Source organism: Rhodococcus sp. 14-1411-2a (assembly GCF_002259485.1).
Taxonomy (GTDB): domain Bacteria; phylum Actinomycetota; class Actinomycetes; order Mycobacteriales; family Mycobacteriaceae; genus Rhodococcoides.
On the sequence record NZ_NPGA01000011.1, the window covers coordinates 86,530 to 101,739 of the forward strand.

Annotated in this window: 16 protein-coding genes; 11 read left to right on the forward strand and 5 right to left on the reverse strand. The window is 64.2% G+C overall.

Annotated features, from left to right (window positions below):
* Positions 1-5: 5 nt before the first annotated feature.
* On the reverse strand, positions 6-881 hold the full coding sequence (locus CH291_RS08760) for an isocitrate lyase/PEP mutase family protein (protein WP_094687230.1): 876 nt from the start codon (positions 879-881) through the stop codon (positions 6-8).
* Between the two features lie 109 nt (positions 882-990).
* On the opposite strand from CH291_RS08760, the gene CH291_RS08765 reads away from it, so the two are divergent.
* Positions 991-1,797 (forward strand): IclR family transcriptional regulator, encoded by an 807-nt coding sequence (locus tag CH291_RS08765; protein ID WP_094687308.1) that lies wholly within the window; start codon positions 991-993, stop codon positions 1,795-1,797.
* A 41-nt stretch (positions 1,798-1,838) separates the two neighbouring features.
* On the opposite strand, the gene CH291_RS08770 is transcribed toward CH291_RS08765, so the two are convergent.
* The gene (locus CH291_RS08770; RefSeq protein WP_068048522.1) at positions 1,839-2,672 is read right to left on the reverse strand and encodes a DUF72 domain-containing protein; all 834 of its coding nucleotides are present in this window, start codon (positions 2,670-2,672) and stop codon (positions 1,839-1,841) included.
* A gap of 94 nt (positions 2,673-2,766) precedes the next feature.
* On the opposite strand from CH291_RS08770, the gene CH291_RS08775 reads away from it, so the two are divergent.
* Positions 2,767-3,870 carry a S1C family serine protease gene (locus CH291_RS08775; RefSeq protein ID WP_094640514.1) on the forward strand — a complete coding sequence of 368 codons (1,104 nt, stop codon included), beginning with the start codon at positions 2,767-2,769 and terminating at the stop codon, positions 3,868-3,870.
* Between the two features lie 3 nt (positions 3,871-3,873).
* Here CH291_RS08775 and CH291_RS08780 read toward each other — a convergent pair whose 3' ends face one another.
* Positions 3,874-4,287 (reverse strand): VOC family protein, encoded by a 414-nt coding sequence (locus CH291_RS08780; protein WP_094640513.1) that lies wholly within the window; start codon positions 4,285-4,287, stop codon positions 3,874-3,876.
* Between the two features lie 59 nt (positions 4,288-4,346).
* On the opposite strand from CH291_RS08780, the gene CH291_RS08785 reads away from it, so the two are divergent.
* The 6 genes from CH291_RS08785 to CH291_RS08810 all read left to right on the forward strand — a co-directional run bounded on the left by CH291_RS08785 (position 4,347) and on the right by CH291_RS08810 (position 8,618).
* Positions 4,347-5,324 carry an LLM class F420-dependent oxidoreductase gene (locus tag CH291_RS08785; protein ID WP_179276489.1) on the forward strand — a complete coding sequence of 326 codons (978 nt, stop codon included), beginning with the start codon at positions 4,347-4,349 and terminating at the stop codon, positions 5,322-5,324.
* A 67-nt stretch (positions 5,325-5,391) separates the two neighbouring features.
* Complete coding sequence (locus CH291_RS08790) at positions 5,392-6,000, forward strand: AIM24 family protein (protein WP_037194903.1); 609 nt, start codon at positions 5,392-5,394, stop codon at positions 5,998-6,000.
* A gap of 1 nt (position 6,001) precedes the next feature.
* Positions 6,002-6,679 (forward strand): AIM24 family protein, encoded by a 678-nt coding sequence (locus CH291_RS08795; RefSeq protein WP_094687231.1) that lies wholly within the window; start codon positions 6,002-6,004, stop codon positions 6,677-6,679.
* A complete protein-coding gene (locus CH291_RS08800) occupies positions 6,649-7,428 on the forward strand; it encodes an AIM24 family protein (protein WP_094640510.1) in 780 nt (259 codons plus the stop codon). The genes CH291_RS08795 and CH291_RS08800 overlap by 31 nt, the downstream gene beginning before the upstream one ends.
* 84 nt (positions 7,429-7,512) lie before the next feature.
* Positions 7,513-7,839, forward strand: coding sequence for a hypothetical protein (locus CH291_RS08805; RefSeq protein WP_094640509.1), 327 nt, complete (start codon positions 7,513-7,515; stop codon positions 7,837-7,839).
* A 257-nt stretch (positions 7,840-8,096) separates the two neighbouring features.
* A complete protein-coding gene (locus CH291_RS08810) occupies positions 8,097-8,618 on the forward strand; it encodes a hypothetical protein (RefSeq protein WP_094687232.1) in 522 nt (173 codons plus the stop codon).
* A gap of 1 nt (position 8,619) precedes the next feature.
* Here CH291_RS08810 and CH291_RS08815 read toward each other — a convergent pair whose 3' ends face one another.
* On the reverse strand, positions 8,620-9,768 hold the full coding sequence (locus tag CH291_RS08815) for a macrolide family glycosyltransferase (RefSeq protein WP_094687310.1): 1,149 nt from the start codon (positions 9,766-9,768) through the stop codon (positions 8,620-8,622).
* Positions 9,769-9,972: 204 nt separating this feature from the next.
* Between CH291_RS08815 and CH291_RS08820 the strand changes: the two genes are divergently transcribed.
* The 3 genes from CH291_RS08820 (at position 9,973) to CH291_RS08830 (ending at position 14,875) form a co-directional block, all read left to right on the forward strand.
* Positions 9,973-10,560, forward strand: a complete 588-nt coding sequence (locus CH291_RS08820; protein WP_094687233.1) for a GNAT family N-acetyltransferase — start codon at positions 9,973-9,975, stop codon at positions 10,558-10,560.
* Between the two features lie 9 nt (positions 10,561-10,569).
* Positions 10,570-12,939 (forward strand): lysylphosphatidylglycerol synthase transmembrane domain-containing protein, encoded by a 2,370-nt coding sequence (locus CH291_RS08825; RefSeq protein WP_094687234.1) that lies wholly within the window; start codon positions 10,570-10,572, stop codon positions 12,937-12,939.
* A gap of 91 nt (positions 12,940-13,030) precedes the next feature.
* The gene (locus CH291_RS08830; protein ID WP_231893754.1) at positions 13,031-14,875 is read left to right on the forward strand and encodes a bifunctional diguanylate cyclase/phosphodiesterase; all 1,845 of its coding nucleotides are present in this window, start codon (positions 13,031-13,033) and stop codon (positions 14,873-14,875) included.
* 23 nt (positions 14,876-14,898) lie between these two features.
* Here CH291_RS08830 and CH291_RS08835 read toward each other — a convergent pair whose 3' ends face one another.
* Complete coding sequence (locus tag CH291_RS08835) at positions 14,899-15,195, reverse strand: putative quinol monooxygenase (protein ID WP_094687235.1); 297 nt, start codon at positions 15,193-15,195, stop codon at positions 14,899-14,901.
* Between the last annotated feature and the right edge of the window lie 15 nt (positions 15,196-15,210).

Sequence of the window (15,210 nt, forward strand, 5' to 3'; positions counted from 1 at the left end):
ACCGATCACGCCTTCGCGTCGGCGGGAAGGTACTTGCGTTGTGCTGCTTCCACTTCCGGGAAGCCGATGAGATCGACGAACTCGTGGTGCTGCAACGCGTCGGCGCTCACGTCGGCCGGGGCTTCGCCGCCTGCGAGTCGGCGCAGAGCTTCACGAGCTGCTCCGGTGGCGGCCATCAGCACCTGGGTGGGCAGGAGAGCGAGTCGAACGCCGATCTGCCCGAGAACCTCGGGGGTGAACTCACGCTCGGTCCAGGTCGACGCGGTCAACGTCGCCATCAGCGGAACGCCTACAGCGTCGTGACAGCGAGCCCACTCGTCGGCGGTCTCGAAGGTCTTCGTGACGGGCATGATCATGTCGGCACCGGCGTCGACGTATGCGGTAGCGCGTCGGATTGCGTCGTCGCCACGAGCATCGGTGCGGGCGATCATCAGGACGTGCTCCGGCAGCGAATCTCGGACGGCTCGAACCTTGCCCGACGCTTCCTCGATGCTGATGAGGTCCACCGGCTCGCCAACGCAGATCGGGCACTTCTTGGGTGAGAGCTGGTCTTCCATGAAGACGCCCTGCACGCCCGCGGCAGCGAATCGGCCCGCGGTCCGCGCCGCGTTGACGGCGTTGCCGTAGCCGGTGTCGATGTCCGCGACGAGCGGGAGGGAGGACGCTTCGCCGATCGTGCGCACCGCCTGGAGGTTCTCGGTCATCGTGTAGAGCTCCGCGTCGGGCAGCCCGAGGGCCGCCGACACGGCGAAGCCGGATGCACACAGGGCCGAGAACCCGGCCTGTTCGGCCAGCTTCGCCGTCAGGCCGTCCCATACGCCCGGGGCGTACACGAGGCCCTGTTCGGTCAGATCTCTGAGTGTCGCGGTCATGAGCACCATCCATTTCGTATTGCGGAACGCATTCCGAAACTAGAGTGGTGGCGATCACAAGTCAAGGGGGGTTCGTAGGATGGCGGCAGCACTTCCCAGTCCGATCGAAGGAGCACACGTGGCATCGCCCACCGAGTCCGACGACCACGCCGGCCGCGACATCGTGGGCGCGGTGGTCAAGGCCTGCACGCTGCTCGATCATTTCGATACGACGCACCCCGTGTGGACGCTCAACGAGCTGACGACGGCAAGTCGAATGAACAAGACGACAGTGCACAGACTGATGACCACACTGATCCACGCCGGCTGGGTGGACCGGACGGCCGAGGGCTCGTATCGAATCGGCATGCCCGTGTTCGAGATCGGGTCGTCGGCACTGACCCAACTCGACATCCGCGGTGCGGCACAACCGTACCTGTCGGAGATTGCGGAAAAGTTCGGCGACACTGCGTATCTCATGGTTCCCGCAGACGAGGGAGCCGTGTGCATCGATCGCCATGAAGGGAGCAATCCCCTTGTGGTCGCGGGTATTTCCATCGGTTCGGTTCTCCCGTATCACGCCACCGCAGGCCCGATGGCCATGCTGGCGTTCTCAGCTCGGATTCGCGACCGCTGGCTCACCCAGGATCTACCTGCCTTCACGGATCGAACACCGACGGCGCCGGACGAGTTGCTGACACGCCTCGAACAGATCCGATCGAAGGGGTACGCACTGAGCAATTCGGACTACCTCACCGGCGTCGCGGCCGTCGGAGCACCGATCCTCGGACGAGACGCCGCGGTAATTGCGTCGATCAGCGTAGGCGGCCGAGCGGAGACATTCGAGGGCGATGCCCTGAGCGCAAAGGTCGCGACGATTCTGGCCGCCGCAAAGGGTCTGTCTCGGGTTGCAGAGGCCCTACCTGCGCCAGGAGGAGAACATTGAAGTATCCGCATATCTATGAAATGGGCTAGAGAGTCGAATACTCATCTACCGATTCGTTCGATCAGTTTCATTGCGTCGAAGGGTGCGTAGCCCTTGATGTCGTTGTCGAAGTACACATGGACGTCTCTGCCCGTGGCCGTCCAGTCCGAGATCTTCGCAGCCCATCGATCGAGCGCCGCATCCGTGTAGCCGCTGGCGTACAGCTCCTCGTCGCCGTGCAGGCGGGCGTACATGAAATCGGCTGTGGGGGTGTCGACGTATGGGTACTTACCGGCGGTGTCGGCGACGACGAACGCAATATCGTTCTCTCGCAACAACTCCACTGCCGCTTCAGAGGCGAAACTCTGATGCCGCGCTTCCACACAGTGCCGAAGCGGCCGCGACGACGAAGCAGGCAACAACACTCGATCCTCGGCCAATTTGTCGTCCCTCATGCCCGCCAACGAGACTGCAGCAGAGACCGTTCGGGGCAACATGGCAAAGAAATCCGACATCTTCTGCGCGTCGAATTCGAGATTCGGCGGCAACTGCCACAGGAACGGTCCGAGCTTGTCGCCCAGCGTCAGCACCCCGGTGGCGAAGAAGTTCGCGAGTGCCGCCTCGACTCCGACGAGCCGCTTGATGTGGGTGACGTACCGACCACCCTTGATGGAGAACACGAAGTCGTCCGGCGTCTCGTCGTGCCACTTGGTGAAGCTCGATGGCTTCTGCATCGCATAGAACGTGCCGTTGATCTCGATCGATGTCAGATGTTCCGACGCGTACCCGAGTTCCTTGCGATGCGCCAAGCCCGCCGGATAGAAATCTCCTCGCCAGGGCGCGTACGTCCAACCGGAGATGCCGATCAGAACTCGGGGTCGACGCGACGCGGGCATGAGCAGACTGTAGACGGGCGCACAAGCAGGCACCGCAGGCCGTGATTGCCAACTAGCTGGCACCACCATCGCCACCGGACCATAATCGGTCTCTATGCGGTCGGGTGGACGAGCGGTGGTGTTGACGCTGGTCGCTGCCGGCGTGTGGCTCTTCGCGACGCCGTCGCTCGATCCCGGAACCGCGGACTTCGTCGCAACTCCGGCACCGGCCGTCGCACCCGTCGCCGAACCGCCACCCCTGACGCTCGAAGAGCTCACAGCTCGCGTCGATCCCACCGTTGTCACACTCTCGGCATCCGCAGGATTCTCCGGGGTCGCGGGCACGGGCTTCGTCGTCGCCCCCGACGGAATCGTGCTCACCAACTTCCACGTCGTCGAGAACGCCACCGACATCAGCGCAGTGCACATGGGCAACGGACTCATCTACGACGCCACCGTGTTGGGTTACGACAAATCTCGTGACGTGGCGGTCGTGCAGTTGATCACCGCGGCCGACCTGCCGGTGGTCGAGCTTGCCCCGGACCCACTTCCCGAGGTGGGTGATGCGGTGACCGCCGTCGGGAATGCCTCGGGTGCAGGGGTATTGGTTCCGGCGCCGGGAGCGGTGACCGCCCTCGATCAGCAGGTGCGTACGCGCAGTTCGGTGGACGGTTCGGGGAATACGTTGGAGCGAATGATTCGCGTCGATGCCGATGTGCGAGCGGGGGATTCGGGCGGGCCCCTCTTCGATGCCTGGGGCCGAGTGGTGGGCGTGAACACCGCGGGGTTGTCCGACGAGGCGCGCAACGGCACCGAGTTCACGCCGCCGCAGGCACCCGAGGCGTACGCCGTCCCCATCTCCGAGGCGGTCTCGGTACTCGACCAGGTCCTCGCGGGCCAGTCCGGTGGCACCGTACATGTCGGTCCCACACCGTATTTCGGAGTTTCGGTGCGCGATGTGTCGGTCTTCGAGAACAAGCCGGCGATCGGTGCGGCCGTGGTATCGGTGACCTTCGATTCTCCGGCGGAGGTCCTGGGACTGTCCGCGGGGGACATCATCGTGACGTTCGACGGCACGGAGATCGGATCCTCGTCGGACCTGTCGGAGGCGCTGCTCGGACGTCGCCCCGGCGAGCCCGCCGTCGTCGAATGGGTCGATGACGCAGGCGTAACCAGCTCCGGCACAATCACACTCGCCGCGGGAATGCCGACAGCCTGAGGGTCAGTCCTGCAGCACCGACAACACATTGCCCGCCGGGTCGGTGAACCAGGCGATCAGCGGTCCGCCATGGCGAAAGATTCCCTTCTCGTCGGTACCCATGGCAGGAGTGGAGCCTGCGGAACGACCCTGTATGTCCGGATACTGCGCGAAGACAACTCCTTTGGCGATCAGGGAGTCGACAGCGCTCTCGATATCGGTCACCGGAAAGTTCAGGATGGTGTACTGCGCGGGTACGTGCCCTGGACGCGGATAGATCAGCACGATCGCCCCGGTCCCGAGGTGCAGCTCGAGCATGCCCATCTCGTTCTCGGTGACCGTCAGTCCGAGCGTCTCGGCATAGAACGTGCGCGCCGCCTGCAGGTCGTTTACGCCGAATCCGGAGAACGGCTGCCTGGTCAGCTCCAAGAATGTCATCGTCGAATTATCGCGCTCCGGCACATGCCACGGGCCGATATCCGAGTAGCGTGGATCTCGTGACTATTCGCCTCGGTTACCAGATGCCCAACTTCAGCTACGACGGTTCGGTCGCAGAGCTCTTTCCCCAGGTCATCGCGCAGGCGCGCGAGGCCGAAGCGGCCGGGTTCGACACCGCATTCGTGATGGATCACTTCTACCAACTTCCCGGGATCGGCAAGCCCGACGAGCCCATGCTCGAGGCCTACTCTGCGCTGTCCGCGCTCGCGACGGCCACCGACACCATCCAGCTCTCCGCGCTGGTCACCGGCAACACCTACCGCAACCCGGCGATCCTCGCCAAGACCGTCACCACGTTGGACGTCGTCAGCGGCGGTCGCGCGATCCTCGGGATCGGAGCCGGCTGGTACGAACTCGAGCACCAGAGCTTCGGACTCGAGTTCGGCACGTTCACCGACCGTTTCGAGCGACTCGACGAGGCACTGCAGATCATCGAACCGATGCTCCGCGGCCAGCGTCCCACGTTCGACGGTCTCTGGTACCAGGTCGAGAACGCGATGAACGAGCCCCGCATCCGCGACGACCTGCCGATCATGCTCGGCGGTGGCGGCGAGAAGAAGACCTTCGGCTTGGCCGCCCAGTTCGCCGATCACCTCAACATCATCTGCGACGCAAACGAATTGCCGCGCAAGATGGCGGCCGTCCAGGCCCGCTGCGAGGAAGTCGACCGCGACCCGAAAGACCTCGAGACGAGCTTCCTCGCGTTCGTCATCGTCGACGAGAACGGCGACAAGGCCAAGGAACTGCAGCGCGAGTTCGTGCTGAAGCAGGGCCTCGATCTGACGAACCTGTCGGAGGAGGATGCGGCAAAGGCCACCGATCGCCACTTCTGCGGAACCCCCGACGACGTCGCCGAGCAGGTGCAGAAGCGGGTCCTCGATCAGGGCGTCGACGGCATCATCATCAACCTGATCACCAACGGACACCAGCCGGGAGCCGTCGAACTGGCAGGTAAAGCCCTGAAGCCGCTCGTCTAGATATTTTCTCCAGCAGTAGCCGCGGGGGCGCGTGCAGTGGCATAGTTCCCCCGTGGCTCAGCTGAGGATGAACGGGCACCGTGTCTTGGTCGCCGACCTGACCGGCGACTCCCTGCGCGCAATGTCGGGCTCGATGGTGGCATACGAGGGCGATGTCGCTTTCAAGAGCGCCGGCATGGGTGGTGGCGGGGGATTGCGCGCCGCACTCAAACAGAAAGTGACCGGCGAGTCGCTGTCGCTGATGGATGTGTCCGGCAAGGGCACCGTCTACTTCGCCGTCGACGCTCAGGACATCACTCTCGTCGAGGTCCAGGGCGACAACCTCCACGTCGAATCGTCCCAATTACTGGCTCTCACAGGGCAATTGAAGACGGACATCAAATTCTCTGGCTTACGCGGTGCGAGTTCCGGCCAGGGACTGTTCACCACCGTCGTCAGCGGATCCGGCACCGTGGCATTGCTGTCCAAGGGCGGGCCGATCATCGCCCTCGCCGTCGATCCGCAGTACCCACTCGTCGTCGATCCCGATGCCTTCGTCGCCCATCGCGGTCAGCTCAATCAGAGCTTCGTCACCGACGTCACGTGGCGTTCCGCCATCGGCGGCGGCAGCGGCGAGGCGTTCTCCCTTCGCTTCGACGGCCAGGGCGTCGTCTACATCCAACCCGAGGAGCGCTGACGTGCCGCTCGAACTCGTCAACGGCAAAGTCGTGAAATCCGTTCTGGCACCGAACCAGAACGTGCTCGCGCGTCGGGGATCGATGCTCTACTACACCGGCGACGTCCGGTTCGTTCCGCACTCGATGGGCGGCTCGGCCGGTGCCATGCCGGGCATGGGCGGCGTCGCCGGGATGGCCGGGCGGATGATGGCGGGCGAGCACGTGGCGATGATGGCCGCCGAGGGGCAGGGCGAGGTCTTCTACGGTCACGCCGGGCTGTACATCGAGGTGATCCATCTCGATGGTTCGTCGATGCTCACCGTCGAAGCCGATCGACTCCTGGTGCACGACGGCTACCTCCAGAGCTCCATCGTGGCCCTGACCTCGCAGGGCGGTGTCCGCGGAGCGGTGCGCGGCGCGATGACCGGACAGGGCTTGTTCACGACACAACTGACCGGCCAGGGCAGCGTCGCGGTTCTTTCGCACGGGGGCGCGACTCCGCTGCAGATCGGACCGGATCACCCCCAGGTGGTGGTCGATCCGCAGGCGTACGTCTGCCACATCGGCAACATCAACGTCGACATCTCCGCGAACGTCGGGTGGCGCGACGCCGTCGGCAAGGGCAGCGGCGAGGCGATCCAATTGAAGATGACCGGCATGGGCACCGTATGGGTGCAGGCGTCCGAGCAGAAGTTCTAGGGAGCACTGTCGTGGAAATACACACCCCGTACACCCTCCCGGTCAACGACAACGTTCCCGGAAACGACTATGCGTTCTGCGTCGAACTCGCAGGCCAGCCGTGGTTCACGTCGAAGGGCGCGATGATCGCTTACTACGGCAACGTTCGCTTCGAGCCGCTCGGGCAGACGTCCATGCCCGCCATCGTCGCGGCGCGGTTCTCGTCTCCGTTGTACTCGAACGACTGGGTACTCGCGCAGGGTCAGGGCAAGCTGATCCTCGGCGATCGCGGTTTCAATATCAACAGCTACGACCTCGACGACGGCAACCTCACCATCCGGGCGGCGAACCTCCTTGCGTTCGAGCCGACTCTGGATCTCAAGCAGTCCATCGTCCCGGGATTCCTGACCCTGTTGGGTACCGGCAAGTTCCTGGCCTCGTCCAACGGCCCCGTCATGTTCGCCGAGCCGCCGCTGCGTATCGACCCGGAAGCCCTTGTCGGATGGGCGGATTGCCCCTCGCCGTCGCATCACTTCGACGCCGACTGGATGCAGAACTTCCTCGGTGCAGCCCGCGGATTCCTCGGGGCGAACAGCGGCGAGGAGCGTCAGTTCGACTTCACCGGGGCCGGCACTGTGCTGATCCAGTCGAGCGAGAAGGTGCTCGACGATTCACACCTGTTGCGCTACATCGAATCGCAGACGGTCTCGCTGGGCCAGAACTCGCTGCGGGCGCTGCACAACACCATCGGGGCTCGGCTACAGCAGTAGCCCGCCTCGCAGCACCTCGACGGTGAACACGGCGGCTGTTCGGCGAGAACGCGCATACTGGAGTTTCACCTAGGAGGTACAGCCATGGCCAACCAAGGACCGTTCGGATTCGGATCCGACGACTTCGACAAGTTCGCCCGTGAGGCAACCGAGGGACTACGCGAGGTGGTCGGATCGCTGTTCGCCTCCAACACCGGGGCACCCAAAGCTCCGCCGGAGCCCGAAACCACAGGTCAGAAGGGGGACGGAGTCTGGGCGATCTACAGCGTCGACGACGCCGGATCACCCCAGATCGACCAGCTCTACGCCACCGAACTCGATGCCCTGCGTGCGCACAAGGACAACACCGACCCGCGCCGACGCGTCCGCTTCCTGCCCTACGGCGTGAGCGTCAGCGTTCTGGAGGACTGAATCGGGTGCACTGGACCGCGCTCCGCGCGGCTGGCTGCACCGGATTCACGCATGCTGGAACCGGACCGCGGCTATACCCGGACCTCACCGGTACCGATCGGTGCCGCAAACCGCGATGCAGGACTGCGAGTCGGTCTCGAACAGAAGGTTCGCAGGTTTCTTGATGCGTTTGCTGCGCCGCGCCCGAAAAGTGCCAAACGGTCTATTTTGAGGCAGACTCTGATGCGAACGATGCCACTCGACGACGAGGACCCGTCATGCGAACGACATTGCCCACCTTGGCCATTGCATCAGCTTGCACCACCCTCGCCCTCGTTGCACCCGCGTCAGCGCTCGCGGCCGAGCCCGAGGACATCAGATTCTCGTTCGCGGTCGACGGAAACAGCGTGACCAATACGATCACCAATTCCTCGGGCACGGTTATCGGCTGCGGGACATCGCTCGCACCTGCGCCGAACGGTGTTCTTCCTCCGGTTCTCGAGGTGATCGGTAACGGTCAGTCCCTGTACACCAACGGAGACACCCAGCCAGGTTCGACGGTCCAGACGATTGCCGACGTCCCGGCGGCCGGCTCCTATGTCGCGCTGGCGTCGTGCACTTCCGTCGATGGGGACACCACCACCGCATGGATGTCGGATTACCCCGGACTCGACGAATTTCTGAACGGGCTCCCCTGGACTTCACACAAGGTGGAGCAGTCCTCCACCGTTGTCACCGTCGAGCCGAGTACGCCGACCACCGATCTCGGATCTTTGCTGGACAGCGGTAGCGCCAACTGAATCACGCGAGAAACGCGACTATCGCATCGGCCGCCTGTTCGACGCCACCGTGTGCTCGCACCTGGGCACTCATTGCCGCGGCGCGCGGTGTCAATTCACGAGCTGCAGCGACCGCGTCGACCAGGATCGAAGCCGTGACCTTCTCGAATTCCAGGTGCACGCCGACGCCGAGTTCGGCGAGCATCGCCGCATTGCCGAATTGATCGACGGCCTGGGGGATGGCAACGGTCGGGACACCGAACCACAGCGCCTCGGTACAACCACCCATCCCGGCGTGAGTGACGAAAACGGTCGCAGCATCGAGCACCGCGAGCTGCGGAACATGTTCGTGTACCTGGACATTCGCTGGTAGCTCACCGAGCACGGCCGGGTCGACGCGTCGGCCGATCGAGATCACCAGATGCCAGTCGGAGTTCGCGAAGGTCTCGATGCACAGTCGGTAGAACTCTGGTCGCTCGTTGTAGCCCGTGCCGAAGGAGATGTACAGGATCGGCGCGTCGGGTGCCGTCCAGCTGCGGTCCTGCAGGCGTACCGGATCGAGGCATGGCCCTACGAACCGCACCGATTCCGGTACCCGATCCGCGTTGGGCTGCATCACTTTCGGGATCAGCGACAGACAGTGCTGCGGGTAGGTGATCCATTCCCAGGGATCGGCGTCGATGTCGTTGTCTCGCAACCACGCCGTGTACGAAGCGTGGTACCGCAGACCACCAGCGGATTCACGCATCGGCGTCAGTACATCGGAAAGATCCTCGGCGTACCCATCCCACGCCACGTACGTCGGTGAGAGTTGCACGGCCGTCACTCCGTATCGCACTCCGAGAACCGGTGCTGTCATGCCGCCGATGTCGTACAGAAACAGATCCGGCTGATCGTCGTCGTAGAACGCGGTGAGCACCGGATACGACGCGATCGCCTCGTCGAGGAAGACCTGCATGGCCGCGGCCGGGTCATCCGGCCACGACGCCTCCCCGTCGGGAAGTATCGAGGTGAACGGCACCACCTCGACGCCCGCGGGTTCGACCACGTGTCGCAGAGAATCACCGACGGCATAGGTGACGCGGTGTCCTCGCCGGACCAGCTCGGCAATCACGGCCAGCGATGGATAGATGTGGCTGGGAGCCGTCGTGCCGATCATGGCGATATGCATGATCCCCACCGTAGGGCGCATCACGCGCCGCGAGCCAGCGAATTTCGTCGGCGATCAGATCCATCAGTAACGGTAGCGAGACCGTGATGGTCGCCTGCTGTGACCCCGCCTTCACCGAGGTGATTGCCCTAGTACTCATGGCCGTCACCGCAGTGCTGATCGTCATGCTTTCCCGGACGGGCAGATCCGACGTATCGTCGGCGAATGCCCTTTCTGCAACCGGTGACCCTCACTGACGATCTCGTGACCCTGGAGCCGCTGAGCCACGATCATCTCGAAGGTCTGTGCGATGCCGCCCGCGACGGGGAGCTGTGGAATCTCTGGTACACCAGTGTTCCGAAGCCCGAGGACATGGCGGCCGAGATCGACCGTCGACTCGGATTGCTCGATGCAGGCACGATGCTTCCGTTCACGCTGCGCCGCAACGACACCGGGCAGATCATCGGAGCGACAACGTTGTGCAACGCAGACGCCACCAACCGTCGCGTCGAAATCGGATACACGTGGAATGCCCGCTCCGCGCACGGAACCGGCACCAATCCCGCGAGCAAACTGCTGTTGCTGACGCATGCATTCGAGGAACTGGGATGCATCGCCGTCGAATTTCGTACCCATTGGATGAACCTGCAGTCGCGGACGGCGATCGCGAAACTGGGTGCGAAGCAGGACGGGATTCTGCGCAATCATCAACGCATGTCCGACGGTTCGTTGCGCGACACCGTCGTGTTCTCGATCATCGAATCCGAATGGCCCACCGTCCGCAACGAACTCCGCAGGCGTACCGCACGGTAGGTTGACCCCATGCGTGTGGATGGGCGGGACGTTCCCGTAGCGGGGAACCTGCTTCAGCCGCTGGTGCGCAGAACCAGCGACATCATTCGGGTCGTATCGGCCGCGGCGCTACTGGGTGTGGTGATCGCCGGTTCGCTGATCACCAGAAATCAGTGGGACGCGCTCGAGCAATCGGTGTCGAACATCGTCGGCGTGCTCAGCCCCGACCAATCCAATGCCGTCTACATCGTCTACGGCGTCGCAATTCTCGCGCTCCCGTTCGGCGTCCTGATCGGACTGATCGCGGGCCGCAAATGGAAACTGCTCGCCGGGTACGCGGCCGCGGCACTGCTGGCCGCGCTGGCGTTGTCGATCACCGGAACCGGGATCTCCACTCCCACCTGGGACCTCGACGTTCCCGAGCGACTCGACACGTTCCTCTCGCAATTCCTCGACGATTCGCGCTGGATCGCCATGTTGGCCGCGGCCCTGACGGTGTCCGGCCCGGGCCTGCCCGCACGATGGCGTCGGGCATGGTGGACGCTGTTGCTCGCGTTCGTGCCGATTCACCTGGTCGTCTCCACCGTGGTCCCGGCTCGCTCGATGCTCGGACTTGCGGTCGGCTGGCTCGTCGGAGCCGTCATCGTGTTGCTCGTCGGCACGCCCGCGCTGGAGGTTCCGCTCGACGCGGCGGTTCGCCTGTTCCACAGCCGAGGTGTCACCGTTCGCAGCTTCACCGTCGTACGCCCGGCCGGCCCCGGCCCGTTGGTGTTGAACGCACACACTCCCGACGCCGATGTGGTGGTCGAGTTGTACGGGCAGAATCAGCGCAGCGGTGGTGCCCTACGCCAGTCCTGGAGGTGGATCACACTGCGTGGCAGCGAAACTGCGCCACTGCACGCGTCGATGCGCCGGGCCGTCGAGCATCGCGCCCTGATGGGCCTTGCCATCAAGGGGTTGGGTGCGGCGGGAAGTCACCCACTGGCGGTGGCCGCGCTCGACAGAGGATGGACCCTGTACGCGCACAGCCTTTCCATCGGTGATCCGATCGAGGCGGAGCACGACGACGCCACCCTCGGCGCTCTGTGGTCGGCCCTGCACACTCTGCACGAGAACCAGATCTCCCACGGCGACCTGCACCGAAACGAACTCCGGATTCACGACGGCAAGGCCCTCTTCTGCGGTTTCGGTCATGCCGAACTGGGTGCCTCGGATTCCCAGATGCAATCCGACGTCGCGCAGTTGTTGCTCACCACCGCAGACCTGTTCGGCTCCCAGCGCGCCGTCGCGACCGCCATCGACGTACTCGGCTTCGAGACCGTGGTTGCGGCCTCGGGTCGCTTGACCAAGTCCGCCATCCCGCCGCGCATTCGCCAATCGGTGCGCGACGCCGACAAGACGATGAAGGCAGTCCGGCTCGAGGTTCTCGAGCAGACCGGTGCGGCCAAGATCGAGGCCGAGCAGGTCACCCGATTCAGCCGCAACCAGATCATCTCGCTCGTGCTGTTGATCGGATTGGTCTACGTCGCATACCCGTTCATCAGTGCGGTGCCCGCGTTCGTCACCGAACTCGGTTCGGCGAACTGGTGGTGGGCTCTGCTCGGTCTGGCGGTGTCCGCGCTGACGTACGTCGGTGCCGGAGCCGCGTTGTGGGCGTGCGCGCTGGGCAAGGTCAGCTTCTGGAATCTGACGGTGATGCAGGTCGCCAACACCTTCGCGGCGACGACGACACCCGCCGGCGTCGGCGGACTGGCCCTGAGCGTGCGATTCCTGCAGAAGGGTGGGTTGGGAACGGTTCGCGCGACGGCGGCTGTGGCGCTGCAACAATCGGTCCAGGTGATCACGCACGTGAGCCTGCTGATCTTCTTCAGCGTCGTCGCAGGCACCTCGTCCGGTCTGTCGAACATGGTGCCGGGCAACACCGTGCTGTATCTCATCGCAGGTGCCGCTTTCGGCGTCGTCGGGACGTTCATGTTCGTACCCAAGCTGCGACGCTGGCTGCGGGTAGCCGTTCGTCCGCAGATCAAGGAAGTCCTCGGCGAACTGGGCGAACTCGCCCGCGACCCCAAACGGTTCTCGATCATCATCCTCGGCTGCGCGGCCACGACGTTGGGTGCCGCGCTTGCACTGTGGGCGAGCATCGAGGCCTTCGGCGGCGGCACCACGTTCGTCACCGTGACGGTGGTGACGATGATCGGCGGAACTCTGGCCTCGGCCGCGCCGACGCCGGGCGGTGTGGGTGCCGTGGAGGCCGCACTCATCGGCGGTCTGGCCGCCTTCGGAGTGCCCGCCTCCATCGCCGTGCCGTCGGTCTTGCTCTATCGCGTCCTGACCTGCTGGTTGCCGGTGTTTCTCGGGTGGCCGACACTACGGTGGCTCACCAAGCGAGACATGGTCTGACGCACTGCAGACAGCGTGTATGCCCGATTCCGGCACAGCTCCACGTGGCGCTGGTAGCGTTCAGCCGGCCGGGGATCTGCCCATGAGAGGTATGCCCATTTCCAGACCGGGGATTGCGGTGACGGCCGAGGGCCGTACGCGATACAGGCCTGGGCTCCACGCCACGCGCGCGAGAGTCGACGACGACTACACGTACTTCGCGAACACAGCGCGCGAGCGTTGGGTGCGGTATTTCGTCGGAACCCTGACACTGTTGTTCGGCCTGTCCGGGATCCTGATGGTTCCCACCGGCATCCACTACGACGGCCTGGCGGTATTCGTCCTCCTCGGGGCGTTGACGACGATACCGGTGGCGATCGCGTGGTTCCTCGGACCATGGCCGTCACCGCGTCTGGCCAATGCCTTCGTGTTCTACGCAGACGTCGGCATCGTGGGCATCCTGTTCAGCAGCACCGACCGTTATGTGCCACTGGCCGGATGCATGATGTTCACGATCGTGGCTGTCTTCACCGTGATTGCAAGCTCGTTCCGAGTGATGTGGATTCACCTGGCGGTCTCGGTGGCGACGGTACTTGCACTCGGCATACTTGCGGTCGGTCAGGGAAAGAACCCGTGGCTGGTGGCCGCGACCGCAGTCACCGTCGTCACGTTGTACCTCACCCCCTTGATGATGCGGGCGTACATCCGGCATCTACGTTCTCGGGCATCGGGAGCCGTCATCGATTCGCTGACGGGCCTGTACAACCGGCGCGGATTGCTCGAGGCAATCGATGACGTCGGTACCGCCTCCACCGACAGCCCCTCGGATCGAACCATCGGGGTCACCGTTCTCGACATCGATCGGTTCAAGGACATCAACGACCGATTCGGTCACCCCACCGGCGATGCAGTACTGATCGAGATCGCCTCACGGCTCACCGCCGCGGTACCGCAGACATCGGTGGTCTCGCGCCTGAGCGGAGACGAGTTCGTCATCGTGCACATCGGTTCGCCCGGCGAGATCGAATCGGCCGACCACAGGATCCGGATCGGTCTCGACGAAAGCTTCTCCGGACCGCCTTTCACCGCCAGTGTCGGTTCTGCCTCGGAACTACTCGGCGGCGAACCCGTCACCCCTACCGTCGTGCGCAAACTGATCGCATCGGCCGATATCGAGATGTATCGCAACAAGTCTCGACTCTCCGAGGACGACGGCAGCGCCCGCGGCACCAGCACCGGAACGCGAGCGGACATCCGCACGCGCATCGAGACCTTGATCTCGCGAGGCGGGCCTGACGTGGTGTTCCAACCTATCTGCGACACGGTCACCACAAGGGTCGTCGGTTACGAGGCACTGTCTCGTTTTCCTTTCGGCTACGGCTCGCCGACGATGTGGTTCCGCGACGCCACCAATGCGGGAATCGGACCGCTTCTCGAAGCCGCCGCCATCGACCGCGCGCTGGCCGCGTCCGCGTCACTTCCCCGCGGGATCTTCGTTTCACTCAACGCGTCTGCCGACACCATTCGTTCCACCGACCTGGCCGCCGTGCTGAAGCCGTTCCAGAAGAACCGACAGTTCCACATCGAAATCACCGAACACGAGCGGGTCCACGACTACCGCGCGGTCGCCCGAACCATCGAATCCATGCGCGGAGCAGGCATATCCATCTCCGTCGACGACGTAGGTGCCGGCTTCGCCGGACTTCGCCAGGTGGTCGAACTGCGCCCCGACACCCTGAAGATCGACTACGCACTGGTGCACGGAATCGACACCGACCCGATCCGAAGGGCCGCCGCTGCATCGGTGATCGGATTTGCACACGAGATCGGGTCGACGGTCATCATGGAAGGCGTCGAAACCGAAGCGGAACTCCGAGTGGCCGCCGAACTCGGAGCAGACATGGTGCAGGGCTTTCTCACCGGACGACCACTACCGCTGTCGGACATCACCGGGTAGTGCTGCGCGGCCCCTCCAGCCGATCAGATCGACGAGTCGACCGTGAACTTCGTCAGTGTCGGAGCGGCAGCAAGCATCGGCGGCAGTTCGGTGATCTGGCCGGGACCGGCGCGGAACTCGCGGTACTTCGCATCGGCCTCGGCCGACTCCCACGTCTCGTAGGCCACCACGTGGGCCTCGTTCTCCTCGTCGACCCACACGTCGACGCCGAGGCAACCCTCGAACGCGCGGGTATCGGCCAGCACCGTGCGCAGCAGTGCTCGCGCGTCGGCAAGAGACTCGGGCTTGAACGTCAGATCCAGTGTTGCAATGAGAGCCATGGCTCCAGAGTAGAC